The 20,462-nt window shown below is 69.2% G+C and carries 21 protein-coding genes; 11 read left to right on the forward strand and 10 right to left on the reverse strand.

Going from position 1 to position 20,462, the window contains the following annotated elements; genetic code table 11:
• Positions 1-21: 21 nt before the first annotated feature.
• Positions 22-447 carry a molybdenum cofactor biosynthesis protein MoaE gene (locus AB0H36_RS25570; protein WP_360528247.1) on the reverse strand — a complete coding sequence of 142 codons (426 nt, stop codon included), beginning with the start codon at positions 445-447 and terminating at the stop codon, positions 22-24.
• Between the two features lie 247 nt (positions 448-694).
• On the opposite strand from AB0H36_RS25570, the gene AB0H36_RS25575 reads away from it, so the two are divergent.
• Both AB0H36_RS25575 and AB0H36_RS25580 read left to right on the forward strand, forming a co-directional pair.
• Positions 695-1,975, forward strand: coding sequence for a zinc-dependent metalloprotease (locus AB0H36_RS25575; RefSeq protein ID WP_360528250.1), 1,281 nt, complete (start codon positions 695-697; stop codon positions 1,973-1,975).
• Positions 1,976-2,347: 372 nt separating this feature from the next.
• Positions 2,348-2,890, forward strand: a complete 543-nt coding sequence (locus AB0H36_RS25580; protein WP_360528253.1) for an NUDIX domain-containing protein — start codon at positions 2,348-2,350, stop codon at positions 2,888-2,890.
• 1,429 nt (positions 2,891-4,319) lie between these two features.
• Here the strand turns inward: AB0H36_RS25580 and AB0H36_RS25585 are convergent.
• The 5 genes from AB0H36_RS25585 to AB0H36_RS25605 all read right to left on the reverse strand — a co-directional run bounded on the left by AB0H36_RS25585 (position 4,320) and on the right by AB0H36_RS25605 (position 7,467).
• Complete coding sequence (locus tag AB0H36_RS25585; protein WP_360528256.1) at positions 4,320-4,997, reverse strand: hypothetical protein; 678 nt, start codon at positions 4,995-4,997, stop codon at positions 4,320-4,322.
• The gene (locus AB0H36_RS25590; protein WP_360528258.1) at positions 4,994-5,368 is read right to left on the reverse strand and encodes a helix-turn-helix domain-containing protein; all 375 of its coding nucleotides are present in this window, start codon (positions 5,366-5,368) and stop codon (positions 4,994-4,996) included. The genes AB0H36_RS25585 and AB0H36_RS25590 overlap by 4 nt, the downstream gene beginning before the upstream one ends.
• Before the next feature lie 87 nt (positions 5,369-5,455).
• Entirely contained in the window at positions 5,456-6,121 is a 666-nt protein-coding gene (locus AB0H36_RS25595) for a response regulator transcription factor (protein WP_360528260.1), read from the reverse strand.
• Positions 6,122-6,284: 163 nt separating this feature from the next.
• Positions 6,285-6,704 carry a response regulator transcription factor gene (locus AB0H36_RS25600; RefSeq protein ID WP_360528263.1) on the reverse strand — a complete coding sequence of 140 codons (420 nt, stop codon included), beginning with the start codon at positions 6,702-6,704 and terminating at the stop codon, positions 6,285-6,287.
• Positions 6,705-6,768: 64 nt separating this feature from the next.
• Positions 6,769-7,467: an A24 family peptidase gene (locus AB0H36_RS25605; protein ID WP_360528266.1), complete on the reverse strand. Its 699-nt coding sequence runs from the start codon at positions 7,465-7,467 to the stop codon at positions 6,769-6,771.
• 272 nt (positions 7,468-7,739) lie between these two features.
• Here AB0H36_RS25605 and AB0H36_RS25610 point away from each other — a divergent pair, with 272 nt between their 5' ends.
• The 9 genes from AB0H36_RS25610 to AB0H36_RS25650 all read left to right on the forward strand — a co-directional run bounded on the left by AB0H36_RS25610 (position 7,740) and on the right by AB0H36_RS25650 (position 15,918).
• Entirely contained in the window at positions 7,740-7,925 is a 186-nt protein-coding gene (locus AB0H36_RS25610; RefSeq protein WP_360528269.1) for a Flp family type IVb pilin, read from the forward strand.
• A gap of 80 nt (positions 7,926-8,005) precedes the next feature.
• Positions 8,006-8,176, forward strand: a complete 171-nt coding sequence (locus AB0H36_RS25615) for a hypothetical protein (RefSeq protein ID WP_360528272.1) — start codon at positions 8,006-8,008, stop codon at positions 8,174-8,176.
• A 17-nt stretch (positions 8,177-8,193) separates the two neighbouring features.
• The gene (locus AB0H36_RS25620; RefSeq protein WP_360528275.1) at positions 8,194-8,598 is read left to right on the forward strand and encodes a TadE family protein; all 405 of its coding nucleotides are present in this window, start codon (positions 8,194-8,196) and stop codon (positions 8,596-8,598) included.
• On the forward strand, positions 8,586-9,698 hold the full coding sequence (locus tag AB0H36_RS25625) for a pilus assembly protein TadG-related protein (protein ID WP_360528278.1): 1,113 nt from the start codon (positions 8,586-8,588) through the stop codon (positions 9,696-9,698). The genes AB0H36_RS25620 and AB0H36_RS25625 overlap by 13 nt, the downstream gene beginning before the upstream one ends.
• A gap of 25 nt (positions 9,699-9,723) precedes the next feature.
• Entirely contained in the window at positions 9,724-10,536 is an 813-nt protein-coding gene (gene cpaB, locus AB0H36_RS25630) for a Flp pilus assembly protein CpaB (protein ID WP_360528281.1), read from the forward strand.
• Positions 10,537-10,546: 10 nt separating this feature from the next.
• Complete coding sequence (locus AB0H36_RS25635; protein WP_360528284.1) at positions 10,547-11,689, forward strand: P-loop NTPase; 1,143 nt, start codon at positions 10,547-10,549, stop codon at positions 11,687-11,689.
• Positions 11,689-13,065, forward strand: coding sequence for a CpaF family protein (locus tag AB0H36_RS25640; protein ID WP_360528287.1), 1,377 nt, complete (start codon positions 11,689-11,691; stop codon positions 13,063-13,065). Before AB0H36_RS25635 ends, AB0H36_RS25640 begins: the two co-directional genes overlap by 1 nt.
• Positions 13,062-15,002 (forward strand): VWA domain-containing protein, encoded by a 1,941-nt coding sequence (locus tag AB0H36_RS25645; protein WP_360528290.1) that lies wholly within the window; start codon positions 13,062-13,064, stop codon positions 15,000-15,002. Before AB0H36_RS25640 ends, AB0H36_RS25645 begins: the two co-directional genes overlap by 4 nt.
• A gap of 1 nt (position 15,003) precedes the next feature.
• Positions 15,004-15,918, forward strand: a complete 915-nt coding sequence (locus AB0H36_RS25650; protein ID WP_360528293.1) for a type II secretion system F family protein — start codon at positions 15,004-15,006, stop codon at positions 15,916-15,918.
• A 3-nt stretch (positions 15,919-15,921) separates the two neighbouring features.
• Here AB0H36_RS25650 and AB0H36_RS25655 read toward each other — a convergent pair whose 3' ends face one another.
• The 4 genes from AB0H36_RS25655 to AB0H36_RS25670 all read right to left on the reverse strand — a co-directional run bounded on the left by AB0H36_RS25655 (position 15,922) and on the right by AB0H36_RS25670 (position 20,302).
• Complete coding sequence (locus tag AB0H36_RS25655; protein WP_360528296.1) at positions 15,922-17,688, reverse strand: helix-turn-helix domain-containing protein; 1,767 nt, start codon at positions 17,686-17,688, stop codon at positions 15,922-15,924.
• Between the two features lie 17 nt (positions 17,689-17,705).
• Positions 17,706-19,007 carry an MFS transporter gene (locus AB0H36_RS25660; protein WP_360528299.1) on the reverse strand — a complete coding sequence of 434 codons (1,302 nt, stop codon included), beginning with the start codon at positions 19,005-19,007 and terminating at the stop codon, positions 17,706-17,708.
• A gap of 16 nt (positions 19,008-19,023) precedes the next feature.
• The gene (locus AB0H36_RS25665; RefSeq protein ID WP_360528302.1) at positions 19,024-19,755 is read right to left on the reverse strand and encodes a 3-hydroxybutyrate dehydrogenase; all 732 of its coding nucleotides are present in this window, start codon (positions 19,753-19,755) and stop codon (positions 19,024-19,026) included.
• 73 nt (positions 19,756-19,828) lie between these two features.
• Complete coding sequence (locus AB0H36_RS25670; RefSeq protein ID WP_360528305.1) at positions 19,829-20,302, reverse strand: hypothetical protein; 474 nt, start codon at positions 20,300-20,302, stop codon at positions 19,829-19,831.
• Between the last annotated feature and the right edge of the window lie 160 nt (positions 20,303-20,462).

Below are 20,462 nucleotides of genomic sequence, written 5' to 3' on the forward strand. Positions count from 1 at the left end.
TTCATGCGCCCAGAGTACGTGTCAGTGAGCGCCGACCCACTCGCTGGCACCGTCGCTGAAGTGCTGGTGTTTCCAAATCGGGACCTCGGCCTTGAGATCGTCGATCAGCCGCCGGCAGGCGGCGAACGCGGCATCCCGGTGCGAGGCGGCCACAGCGACGATCACCGCGGCGTCCCCGATCTTCAGATCCCCGGTCCGGTGTACGGCGGCCAGCGCGGTCACCGCGGTGTCCTCACAAACACGCTCCGCAACCGTCTGCAGGTGCTTCAGCGCGTCCGGGTGCGCCTCGTAGCTCAGCCGGTCCACCGGCTTCTCCTGGTCGTGGTTGCGCACAGTGCCGATGAAGAGAACAGTGCCGCCGGCGGTCGGATCCGCGACAGCAGCCAGCACCTCATCGCTGGACAGCACCCCGTCCCGCACGTCCAGCAACCTGATCGCGCCGCCCATCCGTCCCTCCTCCCACCAGAGTCCCCACCCAACCACAATCCGCCCCCAACTCCCACAATTCTCCCCCACCGCGGTCTGCACGCAGTACGCCGGCCATGCCTCGACCTCGTCAGCCGGGGAGTCGGGGGAAAGTCAGGGGTCTGCCAGGGGCGAAGTAGAGGAGTAATGCGTTCGCCGGGGAGGAACCGGCGGGTGGAACCAGTACGTTGGAGTTGTACGCCCCACCCGCACAGGAAGGCCCACTCCGATGAGCGACGAACCGGACAACCCGTTCAAGGGAACTCCGTTCGAGGCCATGTTCCAGCAGTTCTCCGGTGCGGCCGGCGCGGGCGGCGCTCCCGACCTGAACGCGATCTTCGCGCAGGTCCAGCAGCTGCTCAGCGGCTCCGGCGACGGGAAGCCGGTGAACTGGGACCTGGCCAAGGACATCGCCCGCAAGACCGTCTCGGCAGGCGGGGATCGCTCGATCACGCCTACGGACTCGGACCGCGTGGCCGACGCCGTACGGCTGGCCGAGCACTGGCTGGACGAGGCGACCACGCTGCCAGAGGCGTCCACGACGACGGCTGCCTGGAGCCGGGCGGAGTGGGTCGAGAACACGCTGTCGGTCTGGCAGACGATCGTCGACCCGGTCGCCGAGCACGTGGCCGGTGCCATGGGCAACGCGCTGCCGGCCGAGGCTCAGCAGCTGGCCGGGCCGATGGCGGGAATGCTGCGGCAGCTGGGCGGCTCGATCTTCGGTGCGCAGGTTGGTCAGGCGCTCGGCGAGCTCGCCGGCGAGGTCGTGAGCTCGTCTGACATCGGACTGCCGCTCGGTCCGACCGGCCAGGCTGTTCTGCTGCCGGACAACGTCGCGAAGTTCGCGGAAGGCCTGGGGCTGGCCGACGAGGACGTCCGGCTGTACCTGGCGCTGCGTGAGGTCGCTCACCAGCGGCTGTACGCAGGCGTGCCGTGGCTGCGCCAGCACGTACTCGCGGCCGTAGCGGACTACGCCTCCGGGATCGAGGTCGACACCGGCAAGATCGAACGCGCGATGGCCGACATCGACCCGCAGAACCCGGAGGCCATGCAGGAGGCGCTCGCCGGCGGCCTGTTCGAGCCGGAGGACTCCGAGCAGCAGAAGGCGGCCCTGGTCCGCCTGGAGACCGCACTCGCCCTGGTCGAGGGCTGGGTGGACGACGTCGTACGGGAGTCGACCAAGGACCGGATGCCCGCCGCAGTGCAACTGGCGGAGACGGTACGCCGTCGCCGCGCGGCCGGCGGTCCGGCCGAGCAGACGTTCGCGACCCTGGTCGGACTCCAGCTCCGCCCGCGCCGCCTCCGCGACGCCGCCAACCTGTGGGCCGCCGTACGCGACGCCCGCGGAATCGAAGGCCGCGACGAGCTCTGGTCCCACCCCGACCTCCTCCCCAGCGCCTCCGACCTCGACGACCCCATCGGCTTCGCCCAACACGCCGGCGAACTAGCCGACATCGACATCACCGACTTCCTCCCCAACGAAGACGACAACCCCGACACCCCCAAGTAGTCGCCCCACTCAGACGGCGCCCGATCCACAGGACTCGGGCGCCGTACGACATCTCAACCCGATGCGAGCGTCCCGCGCAGTCCTGCGGCCGACGCCGGTGCGGCGCGATGTCCCGACGCATCCAGCGTCCGGCACCAGCGCGCTACCTCGACGCGGGCTGGTGATCCGACGCAGTGTGGTACGAGGCCTCGATGCCACCGCGATGTCTCGGCGCAGGCACGGCATCTCAGCGCGGCCAGTGCCCCGGCGCCCGGCTCGGGCGTGATGCGGCGGCGCAGGTGCGGTCTCGCCGTGGGGCCGGTGTCTGGCGCGGGTGTGGTGGGGAGTGGTGTGGGGATGGGGGAGACTGGCGGGGTGTTGCATGGGGATGCGATGGAGACGTTGGAGGGGTGGAGTGCGCCGGATGAGGAGCAGGGGGAGTTGCGGGCGCATTATCTGCGGCATCTGAGGGAGCGGGCGGATGGGATGTGGCGGAGTTGTCGGCCGGAGCACGTGACGTCCAGTGCGCTGGTTGTGGATGCGTCTGGCAGCCGGGTGCTGTTGACGCTGCACAAGACGGTTGGTCAGTGGCTGCAACTCGGCGGGCACTGCGAGGCTGGTGACACGACGCTCGCCGGCGCCGCCCTGCGGGAGGCGACTGAGGAGTCGGGGCTGTCGGGCCTGTCCATCGACCCGAGCCCGGTACAACTGTCTCGCCACCAACTGCTGGCTGGTGGATGCGCAGGCGCGTACCACCTGGATGTCCAGTTCCTCGTGACGGCGACCGCTGGTACTGACTACGTGATGAGCGAGGAGTCGCACGACCTCGCCTGGTTCCCGATGGACGCCCTGCCGGACGTAGACCACAGCGTCCAGGACCTAGTCACCAGAACCCGCCACCGCCTCGCCCTCACACCACGCACGCTTAGTAGCTAACAGCAACTACCTGCGCACCCCGCGAGACTGCATCGCAGCTGCGGGTCGGCCGGTTCAAGCCGACCCGCACGCCACCAGACAGGCACCCCCTCAGCACCCGCCGCTTACCTTCCCCCGCATCCCCGTTGCACCGCTATCCCCGCGGCACCGCTATCTCCGTGCCCCCGCAACCTTCGTTCCGCGCGTCCCCTCGAGATCCCGTACTGCGTTCTCCCGAGCCCCCGTGCTTTGCGGCTTCCTGCCTCACGCACTGCGTCCCCCGTGACACCCGTGCGTTGCGTTCCCCGTTCGTACTGCTTCCCGGTGACCCCCGTCGCGCTGCACTCCCCCGGATGCCCCTGTCGCACCTCCCGCGACGTACTGCGTTCCCCGTGATGCGTCCAACTGCAACCCCCGTGCCGCGCGCACTGAGTCCCCCGTGAACCCTGTGATGCTGCGCCTCCCCCGACCCCCGTCGCACCGCACTTCCCCCCGCGACCACTGTCGTACCGCGTCCCCCGACGTACTGGGTTCCCCGGCCCCCGCTCACCGAGTCCCTCGTGAACCGCGTCGTACTGCCTTCCCCCGGATGAGCCCGCCGTACTGCGCTCCCGTAGGAGCTCGTCATCCGGCGATGCCCATGTTTCCCGTGTGTGCTTGTCGATCCCCACGTCAACGCGCACGTTGCTGCTACCCCGTTGCCTGCGGTCCCCCGTGCCACTGGTACTGCGATCCCCCGTGATCCCCCCGCTGTACGGCGCTCCCCCGTAGGCACCTGTCGTACGGCGATTCCCCTGGCTCCCACGTGATCGTGCTGTGGTGCCCACATCCCCGTGCGTGTTGTCGGCCCCCGTGCCGACGCGCACGTTGTTGCTCCCCGTTGACCTGCTGTTCCCCGCGCCCCCTCTTACTGCGATCTCCCCGTGTTCCCCTTGTACTGCGCCCCGTGAGTCCCCTGAACTACTGCGCTTCCCGTGAGCGGCCTTCGTACCGCGATCCCAGTAGTGCTGTGGTGTCCATGTCCTCGTGCGTGCTTGTCGGCCCCCCGTGCCGACGCGCACGTTGCTGCTTCCCCCGCTGGCCTGCGGTTTCCCCGTCCCCCCGGGCACTGCGATTCCCCCGTGATCCCCCTTGTACTGCGGGCCCCCGTGTGTCCCCGCCGTACTGCGGTCCCCGTGAGCGGACTTCGTTATTCGATCCCCGTCGTGCTGGGGTGTTCGACTTCACCGTGGTGCTTGTCGGTCTCCGTGCCGACGTGGTGTTGCCCCCGTGCCTCTTGTACTGCGATCCCCGTCGTACTCCAGCTCCCACCGGGGGCGCGCGGTGCGGCTCCTGGTGGGAATCCCCCAGGTGTCGGGTACCGCCCCTGAACGGCATCGACACCTTGGCGGGGGCTTCCCCCAGAAGTCCCGCTGCCTGGTGAACGAGCGGGGAGGAGGAAGGTGACGGGTTACGGGTGACGAAGTATGGATCTTGTGGCGTCCCAGCCTTCGAGGCCGGGATCCAGTCGCGCTATGTCAGCAGGTGATTGCAGACGGTGCCAGCCGGGGCCGATGGCGACGGCGTGGCGGCGGGGTTTGCGGGACTCGAGGTCCGCGAGGGGGGTGTCGAAGGTGGGGGCGGCGGTGGTGACCCAGTCGGCGGTGGGGATGTTGACTCCGATGGCGGCGAGGGTGCCGTCCTCGGAGGGGGTGACCGCGATGTCGGCGGTGCTGAGGGCGCGGAAGAGCTTGCCGATGAGGAGGCCTGGGAGGTCGGGTACGTCGTGGCTGACGGCGACCACTGCTGCGGCCGGGCCGGCGAGGGCTACTGCGTCGAGGACGGTGTTCGCGGCGTAGACGGGTGTGCCCGGCCAGGTGAGGGCGGCCACCTCGGCCACCGCGGCGTCGCCGCCGCCCAGCACGGCTACTGCGACGTCGACGCGGTCGAGCGCGGCCAGTACCTCGTAGGTGTCCTCGGCGAGCGCGAGGCGCCACGCCTCCGGGTCGCGGCCAGGCGGCGCCCAGGTGCCTGCTGCCGGCACGACCAGCACAACCACCCGCCGATCGGCTGCGCGGTCCTGCGCGCCATCCTGAGCGCGGTCCCGCGCGCCGTCCTGCGCGCCGTCTTGAGGGCGTTGGTTGGTCATGCTGGGAGGTCCAGGTCGTGTTGGGTGCGGGCGGCGGCTACCTCGCGGAGGTGGGACTCGGACCAGGCTTTGGTGGCGGCGGCGAGGGGTAGCAGGGTCTGGCCGAGTGGGGTCAGCTCGTAGTCGACGCGGACCGGGATCGACGGGGTCACCGAGCGGGTCAGGAGGCCGTCGCGCTCGAGGGAGCGCAGGGTCTGGGTGAGCATCTTCTGGCTGACGCCGGCGATCCGGCGGGACAGGTCGGAGTACCGCTGCGGGCCGTCGGCCAGGGCGGTGATGATGAGGGTCACCCACTTGTCGTTGATCCGGTCGAGCAGTTGCCGGGCCGGGCAGGCGGCCAGGAAGGCGTCGTACTCCTGGCGCTGGGGCATGGCTCTCCTCACGGTGCGGTACGCACTCCGCAGTGCATACTTCCCCGCAGAGAGTAACTCTCCAGCGAGCAGGAGGCGCTGAGTGCCCTAGGCAACGGTCGAGGCCGTGAGCTCCGGTTTGATCAGGCCGAGGCGGAGGGCGGTCATGATCGCGTTGGCACGGTTCGTCGCGCCGAGTTTGTCGTAGACGCGGGACACGTAGGTCTTCGCCGTCGAGAGGCTGACGAACATCGTGGCCGCGATCGCCGGCACGGACAGTCCCGTGGCCAGCAGCGCGAGGACCTCGCACTCGCGTGGACTCAGCACGACCCCCGGCGCGGCGGCGACGTTCCCGCGGCGGGCGAGGGCGTGGGCGAGGCCGGTTGCGGTGAAAGAGGCGGCGGCTACGGCGGCGTGCCGGATCGCCCCGAGGACCTCGGTGTTCGGGGCGGTCTTGCCGACGAAGGCGGAGACGCCGGTCTCCAGGGCCCGGAAGAGCACGTCGTCCTCGGCCTGGGCCGTGAGTACGACGATGCCGAGCTCGGCATGCCGGTCGCGGAGCTCACGGGCCAACTGGAGCCCGTCTGCGTCCGGGAGCGCGACGTCGAGTACGACGACGTCCGGGCGTGTGGACTCGACCAGAACCGGCGCCTCGGCGGCGAGGGCGCACTCACCGACGATCGTGATGTCGGCGTCGGCGCCGACGAGCCGGATCAGCCCGTATCTCGTCAGCGTGTGGCCGTCGATGACGACGACCTTGATCGAGCTCTGCATGGTCGGTCCCCCATGAAATCTCTCCTCGGCCCCCAGCTGGAGAAGCTCTGTTTGTCACCTGCTGTAACTGTGATCGGGAGACACCTACAGCCCGTTACGGAATCCGCGCGGGTGCTTTCCACCCGGTTAGTTGAACACTTGGTTACCAAGTTCCTCGCGGACCTCAGGCCGGAGCCGGTAGATCCTGCCGGAGCAGGCCGAGCTGGAGGGCGGTCATCAGCGCCTGCGCACGGTTGGACGCGCCGAGCTTCTCGTACACTCGGGCGACGTACGTCTTGGCCGTCGAGTGGCTGACGTACATCGCGGCGACTGCCTCAGCCGCCGGAGCAGTCTTCGGGACGAACGCCGAGACCCCGATCTCGAGTGCCCGGAACAGCACGTCGTCCTCGCCGTTGGACGTCAGCAGCACGATGCCGAGCCCGGCGTACCGGTCCCGGAGCTCACGGGCGATGGTCAGCCCGTTCGCGTCCGGCAGCGCGGTGTCGAGGACGACGACATCGGCCTGGGTGTCCGCAACCATCGCGACAGCCTGCGAGCCCAGCCCCGTCTCCCCGACGACCAGCATGCCGGGCTGTGCGCTCACCAGTCCCAGCAGACCGAACCGCGTGAGGTCGGCTAGGGACTTTGGACCCTAGTCGGCGGGACTTTCAAGCACTCGTCAGTACGGCGACCAGCGCCCCGCCGAGCATGAACGGACCGAAGCTCAGAGCGTGCTGCAACGTGACCCGGCGAGCGGCCAGCAGCACCACGCTGACCACGCCCATCAGCACGAAGCCCAGGGCGGCTCCGGTGAGCAGGGTGGACCACCCCAGCCAGCCGAGCGCGATGCCGAGACCGCCGGCGAGCTTGATGTCGCCGCCGCCGAGCTGGCCGCGGCTCAACAGCCCGAGCACCAGGTAGCCGCCACCGAGCGCCACCCCTCCGAGCAGTGCACGGAGCAGCTGAGCCGGCTGACCGTTGATCAGCGCGGCGAGTCCGAAGAGTGCAACGAGACCTGGGTACAGCGGCAGTGTCAGTCGATCAGGCAGCCGCTGTACTGCGATGTCGACAGCCGCCAAAGCCACGCCGACCGCCCCGATGAAGGCGAAGGCGGCCGCATCGGGCAGTCCGGCGAACCGCGACAACAGCAACGCGAGCACGGCGGCCGTGACCAGCTCGAGCACGAGCGGTGCGCCGTACCAGCTGCGACAGCCTGTGCAGCGAGCACGTCCGCTGATGGGTACGCCGCAGCCGGCGCAGGCAGCGCGTTCGCCGACTGCCACGGACAGCCGGTAGACGGTGGCGCGCAGGCCCATGCCTGCGGCGAAGCCGAGCACAGCGCCGGCGACTGTCCAGGTGAGGTTCATACCGGCGAAGCTAACCGCGCGCATGCCGCCGCAGAACCAGCTGCCGGCAGAACTGGCCGACCGGCGACGTTGCCCGGCCGTCCGGCCGACGGTGTCGGCCGATCGGAGGACAGCCGCGTCGCCTGCTGTCGTCCCATCGTCCATCGCGTTCTGGCCGATCGCCCGATGCCGCGACGAGGCAACGATCCAGCACTGTTCCGGTAGCGAGCGGCACCGAGTCGCTCGACCAGACGGTGGGACTCAACGCCCGCCATTTCAAGGAGGAGTTCCACATGCGTCAGAACCTGGTCACCTTCGTGCAGACCTACACCAAGCAGCTCCGTCGCGACGACCGCGGCGCGTCCATGGTCGAGTACGGCCTGCTGGTCGCCCTGATCGCCGTCATCGTGGCCGCCGCCGCGGGCCCGCTGGGCACGGCCATCGCCCAGCTGTTCACGGACGTCACCAACAGCCTCTGAGCGGTCTGCCGATCCACTGTGGGTGGTGCGGCCCGGCCGAATCATCGGGCCGCAACCACCCCACCCAGCGAGGAGTTCCGATGCGCCAGCTCGTGCACTTCGGCAAGGACGTTGCCCGCGGCGACCGCGGCGCGGCCATGGTCGAGTACGGCCTGCTGCTGATGCTGATCGCGATCGTCGTCGTACCCGCGCTGATCATGTTCGGCCCGGCCATCGCCGACCTGTACACCGCCGTCATCGGCAGCTTCTGATCCAACCGGGAGAACTCATGAGGCCTACACGAGGGGACCGCGGCGCCACTGTCGTCGAGTTCGCGCTGCTGCTTCCCCTGCTGTTGCTGGTGGTGCTGGGCATCGTCGACTTCGGCAGGATGCTCAACGCACAGATCACTCTCACCCAGGCAGCCCGTGAGGGCGCCCGGCTCGTCGCACTCGGCCAGCCGAATGTGGCGAGCCGCACGCAAGCCGCCGCCACCGGGCTGAGCCCAGTGGGCGTGGCGATCCAATCGGCCTGTCCGGTCGGTGCCGGGCCTACGAGCAGCGGAAGTGTGCAGACCAGCTACAGCTTCTCGTTCACGCCCGGGTTCGGAAACATCGTCAGCCTTGTCGGCGGCAACGGCCTGAGCGGCCAGCTCACGTTGACCGCGAACGGAGTCATGCCATGCGAGACCTGATGGAACGGCTCATCCAGCCGATGAAGCGACTGCTCGGCGCCGAGGACCGAGGTGCGATCGGCATCGTGGTCAGCGTGCTGTTCGGGGGCGGCGTACTGCTCGGCATGGCCGCTCTCGTCATCGATGTCGGCATGGTCTACCACGAGCGCGCCGGCCTGCAGAACGGCGCCGACGCCGGCTCACTCGCCGTCGCGAAGAGCTGCATCGTCGAATCCGCGTGCGTACCTGGTACGGCAGCCACCTACGCGAACCTCAACGCCAAGGACGGCACCTCGGCCGTGACACTCGTCTGCGGCAACGACAGCGTCAACAACAGTCTGTCCGGCTGCCCAGGGTCTTCCGGCACCATCGTCGACTGCCCGACCGCACCAGCGGCAGGCACGAACTACGTCGACGTCCACACCGCCACCAGAACCACCGGCGGCTCGTCGCTGCTGCCACCGGTGTTCGCAAGGGCAATCACCGGCAACGCCGGCTACCAGGGCGACACGGTTCTGGCCTGTGCCCGCGCGAGCTGGGGACCCGCGATGGCGGCCTCGAAGTCGCTGGCGATGACGCTGTCACTGTGCGCCTGGACCCAGGCCACCGGCGGCACTCCGCCGACCTTCGGCACCGACGTGCGGATCTTCGTCCGCGACGCACCCAACGCGCCGACGTGTGACGGTCTGAGCCGGCCCGGTGAGTTCGGGTGGCTGGCCGACAATGGCGACTGTACGGCGGAGGTCGACCTCACGCAGAGCGGCTACGTCACCGGGAGCGACCCAGGCAAGAACATCTCCAAGGCGTGCCAGGACACGTTGACGTCGTACCTCGCGAGTGGCGCGCCGATCTTCATCCCGATCTTCGACACGACGACGGGATCCGGCAGCGGCGCGACGTACCACCTGGTCGGGCTCGCCGCGTTCGTGCTGACCGGCTACGCGAACATGAACCCGCTCACGGACGAGATCCCGTCGCCGTTCACGAAGGCCGACTGCCCGAACGGGAAGACCACACCGTCCTGCATCTTCGGGCACTTCACCCAGGCACTCGTGCCGATGTCCACGACCATCGGCGGCGGCACGTACTTCGGCGCCACCGCCATCAAGCTCGCCGGCTAGTACCGCCAGCAGAAGAGAGAAAGCTATGAAACGTCGGGTTTTGACCATCGTGATGGCGGTGGCGCTGGCCGTGCTCGGAACGCTCGCCGTCCTCGTCTACGTCAACAACGCAGACGCCCGCGCAGTGGCGGGACAGCAGGCGGTCACCGTTCTCGTTGCGGACAAGGCGATTCCGTCCGGGACCAAGGTGAGTGACGCGAAGCCGTCGCTGCGCAAGGAGACGCTGCCGGCGTCCTCGGTGTCCACCGAGGCCGTCGCCGAGATCACCGCCGCGCAGGAGGAGCTGGTCACCTCGACCGACCTCAACCCCGGTGAGGTGATCCTGAAGTCGATGCTGGTGTCCACCGCGCAGGCCCCGGGCGGGCTGGTGATCCCGGAAGGCAAGGTGGCGGTCACCATCACCCTCTGCACGCCGGAGCTCGTCGCCGGCAACGTCCGGGTCGGGTCCGACGTCGCGGTGTTCGGCACCGTGGTCACCGGTTCCACCGGCGAGGTCAGCGCGCAGCCGAACTGCACCGGCCCGCACAAGCAGCAGACCGGCAAGGGCGTCGGCAACACCCGCGTCGTGGTGCCCAAGGTGCGAGTGATCGCGATGGGTCCGGCGGCGTCGACGCAGCCGGACGACTCCAAGAACAGCAGCGTGTCGCAGCGATCTTCCGCAGCTGCTCAGAACGACCAGACGCTGGTGACGTTCGCCGTCAACCAGGACGACGCCGAGCGCCTGATCCTGCTGACCCAGACCTCGCTGCCGTACCTGGCGCTGCTCGGCCCGTCGGCCAAGGTCACGCCCGACGACCACGTCGTACCGCTGTTCCCGCCCGCGGCCAAGAAGAAGTGAGGCGATCGAGATGACCATTCTCTGCCAGCTGGCCACCTGGCCCGGCGAGACGACAGCAAGCACCGTCGACGATCTCGACACCGCGCTGCGCGCCCTGATCGACGACCCCGCCGAGGACCTGGTCGTGGTCGGCCCGGACACCGAGAAGGACGAGTCGCTCAGGTTCACCGCGCACCTGCGGATCGACCGCCCGGCGGTGGGCGTGATCCTGGTACGGCGGCACGTCGACGTCGACCTGCTCACCGAGGCGCTGCGAGCCGGCGTCCGTGAGGTCGTCACCGCCGGAGATGACGCCGCGTTGCTCGCGGCCTGCGACCGATCCCGGGCGCTGTCGGGTCATGTGCGTGCGGTCGACGAACCGATGCAAACGCCGCAGGGCAAGGTCGTCACCGTGTTCGCGGCCAAAGGCGGTTGCGGCAAGACGACCTTCGCGATCAACATCGCCGCTGCGTTGGCCGCCGCCGACCAGCGGGTGTGTGTGCTGGACCTCGATCTGGCGTTCGGCGATGTGGCGATCAATGTCCAGGTCGAGCCGCTGCGCACGATCAGCGATGCGTTGCCGATGGGCGGCCACCTCGACACGACCGGGGCCGCCTCGCTGCTGACGCCGTACCGGCCTGGGCTGGACATGCTGCTGGCGCCGGTCACGCCGGGCGATGCGGAGAAGGTCCCGGCCGCGCTGGTTGGCGAACTGCTCGCCGTACTGCGCGGGATGTTCGACTTCGTCGTGGTCGACACGCCGGCCCAGTTCAGCGAGCACGTGCTGACCGCGATGGACGCCTCCGACCACCATGTCTTGCTGACCACGCCGGACACACCGGCGCTGAAGAACATGCGGATCACGCTGGACATGCTCGATCTGCTGTCCTACTCACGCGACATCCGGTCGATCGTGTTCAACCGCTCTGACGCGAAGGTCGGGCTCTCCGCGGGCGACGTCGAACGCGTGGTGCGCAGCACGATCAGCGCGCAGGTGCCGTCGAGCCGCAACGTCCCGATCTCGATCAACAAGGGCACGCCGATCGTGATCGCGACGCCGGCCCATCCGGTCAGCCAGGCGATCACCCGGTTCGCTCGCGAGCGTCTGCTGAGCATGACTGCGCCGGCACGGCACAAGGCCTTCGCAGCGCGGCGTGGCGCGGGGAGGCGATGATGAACCTGTCCGAACGGCTGGCCCAGCGGCAGGGCCCCGCAGTCCGGCCTGTCCCTGCCCCAGCTCCTGAGGTGCCGCGTCGCGCTGCACGGAACGCGGACCCGTTCGCCGGCGTGAAGCGCAGCGTGCACCAGGGACTGCTCGAGACCCTGGGCCCCAAGTTGTACGACGCCCACCTCGATCAGCACGAGCTCGAGCAGAAGGTCACGCAGACCCTGCAGGCCGTGCTGCAACGCGACGACACCCCGATGACCGTTTCCGACCGCGCCCGGGTGGCGCAGGAGGTCGCCGACGAGATCCTCGGCCACGGCCCGCTCGAGCCCTACCTGCGCGATGCCGGGGTCTCCGAGATCATGGTCAACGGCCACGACCAGATCTACGTCGAGCGCGACGGGCGGCTGGTCCCGGTCGACGCTGCGTTCACGGACGAGAGCCATCTGCGCCGCACCATCGACAAGATCGTCGCCCGGATCGGCCGCCGCGTGGACGAGGCCAGTCCGATGGTGGACGCCCGACTGCCCGACGGCAGCCGGGTGAACGCCGTCGTACCGCCGATCGCGCTGGACGGTTCGCTGCTCACGATCCGGAAGTTCTCGAACGACCCGTTCACCGTCAACGACCTGATCTCGTTCGGCACGCTGACCGGTCCGGTCGCCGACCTGCTCGAGGCCTGCGTGCGGGGCCGGCTGAACATCCTGATCGGCGGCGGCACCGGCTCCGGGAAGACGACCACGCTGAACGTGCTGTCGTCGTTCCTGCCCGACGACGAGCGCATCGTCACGATCGAGGACGCTGCCGAGCTGCAACTGCGGCAGGACCACGTCCTGCGCCTGGAGTCCCGGCCGTCCAACGTGGAGGCCCGCGGTGAGATCGCGATCCGCGACCTGGTCCGCAACTCGCTGCGGATGCGCCCGGACCGCATCATCATCGGCGAGGTCCGCGACGGCGCCGCGCTGGACATGTTGCAGGCCATGAACACCGGTCACGACGGCTCCATCACCACCGTGCACTCCAACGCCCCGCGGGACTCGCTCTCCCGGCTGGAGACGATGGTGCTGATGGCGGGCGTCGACCTGCCGCAGCGCGCGATCCGCGAGCAGATGGCGTCCGCGATCGACCTCATCGTGCACCAGGCCCGGCTCAAGGACGGGTCGCGCCGGATCACCCACATCACCGAGGTGAACGGCATGGAAGGCGAGGTCGTCACGCTGCAGGACCTGTTCCTGTTCGACTTCCACGCCGGCGTCGACGAGCACGGCCGGTTCCGGGGCGCGCTGCGCGGCACCGGCCTGCGCCCGGGGTTCCTCGACCGGCTCGCCGACCAGGGCATCTACCTGCCACCGCGGCTGTTCGGCCTGGAAGAGGTCGCGCGATGACCAGAGCACTGCGTTCCTTGCTGGCGGTCGTGGTCGTCGGTCTCGCGGCCGTGCTGCCGGCCAGCGCACACGCGGACGGCGATCCGTCGGCTCGCATCGACTCCGTCCAGGTCAGCCCTGGCAAGGCCGGCTTCGTTCTCACCACCGCCAACGTCTCCGGACGGCTGGACTCGTCCACTGTCCGCGTCCACGCCGACCGCACCGCACTGCCGGTGCGCGTGACTCCGCTCAGCAGCACGAAGGCGGCCACGGCGCCGCCGCGCGCGGTGATGATCGTGCTGGACACCAGCGGCTCGATGGCCGGCACCGGACTAGTCGCAGCACGTCAGGCTGCACTGAGCTACCTCGCCAGCCTGCCGTCCGACGTACAGGCCGGCTTGCTGACGTTCTCCGACGAACCGCGGTTGGTCGTCCCGCCCACGACGAGCCGCAACTCGGTTCGGAACGCACTGGCGCGAGTCCAAGCCGTCGGGGACACCGCTCTGTACGACGCGGTCCGCGCAGGGATCGCTGCACTCGATGCCGCCCGGCTCGGCTCGTCGGCTCAGCGCCGGCTCGTCGTACTGTCCGACGGCGTGGACACGTCCAGCAAGGCGGCGCTGAACGAGGTCACCGGTCAGCTGCGGGCCAACCGCATCCCCGCTGATGTGGTCGCCTTCCGATACGGCAGTGGTGACGCGTCAGCTGCCCAGCAGATCGCTTCGGCCGCTGGTGGGCGCACCTTCACGGCTCAGAACGCCGGTGAGCTGACGGCCGCCTTCGCTGCCGTGGCGCGCAACTTCACCGCTCGCGCGAAGGTCGACTTCGACGTACCCAGTGAGCTCGCCGGTCGTCAGGTGATGCTGCGGGTCACCATCGGCTCGGTCAGCGCGAAGAGCTCAGTGACCTTTGCCGCCGTCACGCCGCCGCCCGCCAAGGCCACGCCCGCGCCGTCCACCGCTGCTCAGCCAGCTCCACGGATCGTCTGGTCCTGGCAGCGCCTGGCCCTGCTCGGCGGCGTCTTCCTCGTGGTGCTGCTCGCCGTGATCCTCCTGCGTTGGCAGGGCGCACGCGACGACACCGCGCGGCGCCTGGTCCAGCAGGTCAGTCACTACGGGCCGCGGCAGGATGCTCACCAACAGGACGCGTCCGAGGGCGCTGCCGCCCAGACTGCGATCGGAGTCGTCGGCCAGGCTCTGCGTTCCAGCGGAGCCGAGCAAGGACTCGCCAACCGGCTCGATCTCGCCGACGTGAAACGTACGCCGGCCGAGTGGGCAGTGCTGACCCTGTGCGGTAGCGCAGCATTGGCAGTCGCGGTCATGCTCGTCGGCCTGCACCCACTGCTGAGTGTGCCGATCGGGCTCGTCGCGGGCTGGCTCGCTCAGCACGTGTTTCTCAGTGTCCGCATCGCACGCCGCCGCGCCGCGTTCAGCGAACAGCTCCCCGACGTCCTGCAGCTGATCGTCGGATCGCTTCGCTCCGGGTTCTCGCTGGCGCAGGCCGTCGATGCCGTCGTCCGCGACGGCACGCAACCCGCCGCAGCCGAGTTCTCCCGGGCGCTGGCGGAGACCCGGATCGGGGTCGAGCTCGAGGACGGGCTCAACCGCGTCGCCGGGCGCATGCAGTGCGAGGACCTGCGCTGGGTGGTGATGGCGACCCGGATCCAGCGGGAGGTCGGCGGCAACCTGGCCGAGGTACTGCGGAACACGGTCGACACCATGCGCGAACGCGCACAGACCCGGCGCCACGTCCGCGCCCTGAGTGCCGAGGGCCGGTTGTCCGGCTACATCATCGTCTGCCTGCCGATCGTGCTCGGCGTCTGGATGACGATGACGAAGCCGCAGTACATGAGTCCGCTGTTCAACACACCGGTCGGACTGATGATGGTCGCCGGCGGTGCCGCACTGATCGTCGTCGGCGCCTTCTGGATCCGCGCACTGGTCAAGGTGGAGGCCTGAGATGACCACAACCGTCTTCCTGATCGGCGGACTCGCCGCCCTCGGCCTCGCCATCGTGCTGGCCGTGATCAGCATCGCCGCACGGCCCGCAGAGGGCGGTGTCGCCACCGCACTCGCCACGATCGACAACCACTACACACGGCATGCGCCGACCCAGGGCGAGGCGGTGCGCGATCCGTTCGCTTCGCTGCCGGGATGGCTCCGGGGCCTCGCAGTACGCCTGTCGCCGTCGGGGGTCGCCGCCAAGCTCCAGCGCCGGCTCGACCTCGCGGGCAACCCTTCCGGGTGGACACCAGACCGGATCCTGGCCGCGAAAGGCCTTGGTTTGTTCATCCTCGGCGGCCTCGGCGCCGTCTACGGGCTGCGCAGCGTCGGCATGCTCATCGTCGCAACCGCTGTCGGGGCAACCGCGGGGTTCTTCCTGCCCGACGTCCTGCTCTACAACGCCGGCCAGAAGCGCCAGCAGAAGATCCAGAAGGCGCTGCCGGATGCTCTGGACCTGCTGACGGTCTGCGTCGAGGCCGGGCTCGGCTTCGACGCGGCGATGTCGCAGGTCGCCCGCAACACCCGCGGTCCGCTGGCTGCTGAGTTCGCCAGGGTCCTGCAGGAGACCCAGATCGGCACGACGCGTCCGCAGGCCCTGCGCGCGATGACCAACCGCACGACCGTGCCCGAGCTGCGAGCCTTCGTGTCCGCGCTCATCCAGGCCGGCGAGCTGGGTATCACCATCGCGGACGTACTGCGCGAGCAGGCCAAGGAGATGCGGTTGCGGCGCAAGGCGCGGGCGGAGGAGAAGGCACAGAAGGTACCCGTCAAGATCCTCTTCCCGCTCGTGTTCTGCCTGTTCCCGTCGATGTTCATCGTCATCATCGGCCCGGGCGTGATCACCATCGCCGAGGTCCTGTTCGGCAAGTAGGCCTCAGCCGAGGGCAGTGCGGAGGCGGAGGGCTACCTGGAGGTCCAGGGCACGGTCCGGTTGTTGCCAACCGTCGCCCAGCAGGGCAGTGATCCGGTCGAGGCGTTGCTGGACGGTGTTGGGGTGGATGTGGAGTGCGGTGGCGGCTCTGGTTGGGCTTTGACCGGCGGCGAAGTACGCCCGGAGCGTCCCGACCAGGTCCGTCCCGCGCTGCTCGTCGTACTCGATCACTGCGCCGAGCACGTGCTGGACATGAGCGCGTACGTCGACCTCGGCGGCACCGATCAGACCGGCCACACCGAGGTCGTCCGGGGTCGCGGACTCGCCGGTGCGGCCGAGTCGCTGCATGGTGGTGACGAGGTGGACTGCCTGCCGGTGTGCCTCGACGACCGGGTCTCCCCACGCTGCCGGGCCGGCGACGCCGATCGTGACGCCGGTGCGCTTCGCGGCCTCGGCCAGCTCGCGTGCAGCGGTCGGAGCGTCGGTCCGAGCGACCAGGAGCACCAGGTCACCGCCGTACGGTCCGGATAGGACCAGCTTGTCCTCGAGCGGTGCGGACAGCCGAGCCCGTACGGCGGAGTGGTCGCCACGGCAGACCGCTACGACGAGGCGGTCGTGGCGACGGTTCGGGGCCAGCAAACGGAGGCGGTCGGTCAGTGTCCTGGGGTCGGCACTGCCACTCAGCACGTCGGCCAACAGGTCGGCCTGGGCACGTTGGGACTGCTCGGCGGCCTGGCGACGGAACAGCAGCACCAAGGCAGTCACCACGGCGGCGCGCTCGACGATCCGCCGGTCCGCGCCGGACAGGTCGTCGACACCGCCGATCACCAGTGCGCCGAGGCGCTCGCGCTTGGCAGTCGCGGCCACCACCCAGCAGTCACCGACGCGGGTCAACCGCCCGGACTCGGACTCCTGCCACGGTACGGCGGACCGGTCCGGCGTACCGGCGACCGCCAGTTCGTTGCCGACCGCATCGACCACGACGACCCACACATCGAGCAGCTCGGCCAGCGCGGCGGCGATCGCGTCGACGTCACCGCCGGACAGCACGATCTCGGCGAACCGGTCGTGTGCAGCGGCCGCGTGCTCGGTCCCAGCGTGCGCTTCGGACAGCTGGTCGAGCGCGGCCGCAGTCTCGGCCGCCGCTCGGACCTGAACGATCGTCACGGCCGCGAGGGCCGCGAGTGATCCGAGCAGCGACACCTCCTCGCGGCTGAATGGCCGGCGGGTCCGGTTGGACGCGAACAGCACGCCGACGAACGCTCCGTCGACGATGAGCGGCGTACCGAGGATGGCGACCAGGCCCTCCTCGCCGACCGCGTCGTCGATGTGCGTGGTGTGCCGGAAGCGCCGGTCGGAGGGGTAGTCCGCGGTCCAGTAGGGCTTGTAGGTCTCAGCGACCAGACCGCCGAGTCCGGCGCCCAGCGGGAGGCGGACCTGCTGGAAGGCCGCTGACACGGACCCGTCGGTTGCGCGCATGTACGTGTCGCCGCGCGCGTCGTCGTACAGGGTCAGGTAGGCCACGTCCGCGCCGAGCAGGGTGCGGGCTCGGTGGACGATGGTGTCGAGGACCCGGCCCGGGTCGCGGGTGGAGGCGAGCTCGCGCGCGACGTCGACCAGGGCGGACAGCTCGGCCTCGCGCTTCTTGCTGGCGTCGATGCCGGCCCGGATCCGCAGCGCGAGGTCCCGGGCGACGGAGTCCTCCCCCGCCGCCCGGGCCAGCTCGCTCCCTGGCGCATCCTCGGCCAGCAGCCGTAGAAGCTCCTCCACGTGGGCGATGATGCCACCTAGACGGTGGTCAGGTCCCGCTTGTGGGTTTCGGAGTACGACGTCACCGCGATGACCGAGATGACTGCGCAGACGGCGACGTACACGGCAATCGCGTAGCCGGAGTCGTACGCCTTGAGCAGGGCGACCGCGATGAACGGCGCCAGGCCACCCGCGATGATCGACGCGAGCTGGTAGCCGACCGAGACACCGGAGTACCGGACCCGGGTGCCGAACAGCTCGGTGAAGAACGATGCCTGCGGCCCGTACATGGCGCCGTGCAGCACCAGTCCGACCGTCACGGCCAGGGTGGCCAGGGCGAAGTTCTTCGTGTCCACGAGTGCGACGAAGATGAAGGCCCACACCCCCACACCGACCGCACCGATCAGGTAGACGGGCTTCCGGCCGATCCGGTCCGACAGCGCGCCCCACATCGGGATGGCGCAGAAGTGGATGGCCGCGCCGATCAGGACGGCGTTCAGCGCGAACGACTTGCCCAGACCGAGCTGTTCCTTCGCGTACGTCGCGATGACGATGGTGAAGATGTAGTAGCTGACGTTCTCCGCCATCCGCGCGCCCATCGCGGTCAGAATCTCCCGCGGGTAGCGGGTGATCACCTCGAGCAGCGGCAGCTTGTCGGTCGGCTGCTGCTTGGCCCGCGCCTCCTTGAACACCGGCGACTCCTCGATCCGCAGCCGCACCCACAGCCCGACCAGCACCAGTACGGCGGACAGCAGGAACGGGATGCGCCAGCCCCACGAGTCGAACGCCGCGTCCGACTGGAACGCAGCCAGCCCGGCCAGTACGCCGTTGGCGAGCAGCTGACCCGCAGGAGCGCCGGCCTGCGGCCAGGACGCCCAGAAGCCACGCCGTGCCGGATCACCATGCTCCGACACGATCAGTACGGCGCCACCCCACTCACCACCGAGTGCGAAGCCCTGGATGAGCCGCAGCACGGTCAGCAGGATCGGAGCGAGCGCGCCGACCTGCGCGTACGTCGGCAGCAGGCCGATGGCGAACGTCGCGACACCCATCATCAGCAGCGACAGCACCAGCAGGTTCTTACGGCCCAGCCGGTCACCGAAGTGGCCGAACACCACGCCACCGATCGGGCGGGCGAAGAACCCGACCGCGAAGGTGGCGAAGCTCAGCAGCGTCCCGGTGAGCTCCTCGCCCTTGGGGAAGAACAGGTCGCCGAACACGACCGACGCGGCCACGCCGTACAGGAAGAAGTCGTACCACTCGACGGTCGTGCCGACGAGACTCGCGCCGACCACCCGCACGATCGGCGTCCGGGTTCGGACCGGTTGTGTTGCTGTCATGACGGGCTCTCCTGAGCTAGTGGGCGGTCCAGCCGCCGTCGAGTACGAACGAGCTCCCCGTGATGGAGTCGGAGGCCGGGCCGCAGAGCATCGCGACCAGCTCCGCCACTTCGTCCGGCTCGATCAGCCGCTTCACCGCGACCGGTTCGAGCATGACCTTCTCCAGCACCTCGGTCTCGGTCAGGCCGTGCGTGGCGGCCTGGTCCGCGAGCTGGGCGGTGACCAGCGGCGTACGCACGTAGGCCGGGTTCACGCAGTTGCTGGTCACTCCATGGGCCGCCCCCTCCAGGGCGACCACCTTGCTGAGCCCTTCCAGCCCGTGCTTGGCCGCGACGTACGCCGCCTTGAACGGACTCGCTCTCAGCCCGTGCACCGAGCTGATGTTGACTACCCGGCCCCAGCCGGCACCGTACATGTGCGGCAGCGACTGACGGATCAGGCGGAACGGCGACTCGAGCATGAGCCGCACGATGTAGCTGAACCGCTCCGGTGGGAACTGCTCGATCGGTGCGACCTGCTGGACACCCACGTTGTTCACCAGGATGTCCACGTCCGCCGGCAGCTCCGGCAGCCGCTCCAGGTCGGCCAGGTCGGCTACGACCGTCTGCACGCCCTCGAGCGCCTCGAGTCCGGCAGCGTCGTAGTCCACTGCGACAACCTGTACGCCGTCAGCCGCCAGGCGCCGGGCGCACGCGGCCCCGATGCCGGACGCAGCTCCGGTGACAAGAGCACGACGTGGGGTAGCCATGCCGGAGACTTTAGGAATCCGGTGCTACCCCAGCCATGGGATGCGACCACATAAGTGCCGCATGTGATATGTGCTAGCGCACCAGCGGGACCTTCGACCAGTCGGTGTCCGAGGCCAGGTAGAAGCCCGGGTACGACGGCTGGTTGTACGCCGTGTTCTGCCGGGCGACCTCGACCCGGTACTGCGGGTCGTGCATCAGCGTGTACATCTTGCGGTCCGTGAGCTCGGTGCTCAGGTAGATGCGGATCGCGGTGCTGTCCGCCGTACGGACCAGCAGCTCCTCGCGCCAGTCGCCGAGGATGTCGGCGACCAGGGACGGATTGCCCTTGGTCCCGTTGTTCGTCAGCGTGCCGTCCGCAGTGAGGAGCGTGCCGCGTTGCCAGTCCTTGATCGTCGGGGTGACGGTCCCCGAGCCGTCGACGATCTGCGTCGTTCCGTCCGCGGCCCAACGGATGCTCTGGTTGGTGCCGGGCTGCGCCGTACCGAGTGCATCGCCGTCCGCGGAGCGCAGTCGCATCGCCCACGTCTCGAGGCCGCCGCGACTCACGTGACGATTACGGCAAACGCTTTCCGGATACCGTAGGACGGCCGGAACACACTGTCGAGGAATCTGTCCACAACCGGCCGCAGCGGGTGTCGCGACGACTGAGCTCACTGACGACATCTATCGAAACCGGCGCGGCTGATAGCTGGACCTTATGGTTGAA

It is taken from the genome of Kribbella sp. NPDC050820 (genome assembly GCF_040653975.1).
Lineage (GTDB): Bacteria > Actinomycetota > Actinomycetes > Propionibacteriales > Kribbellaceae > Kribbella.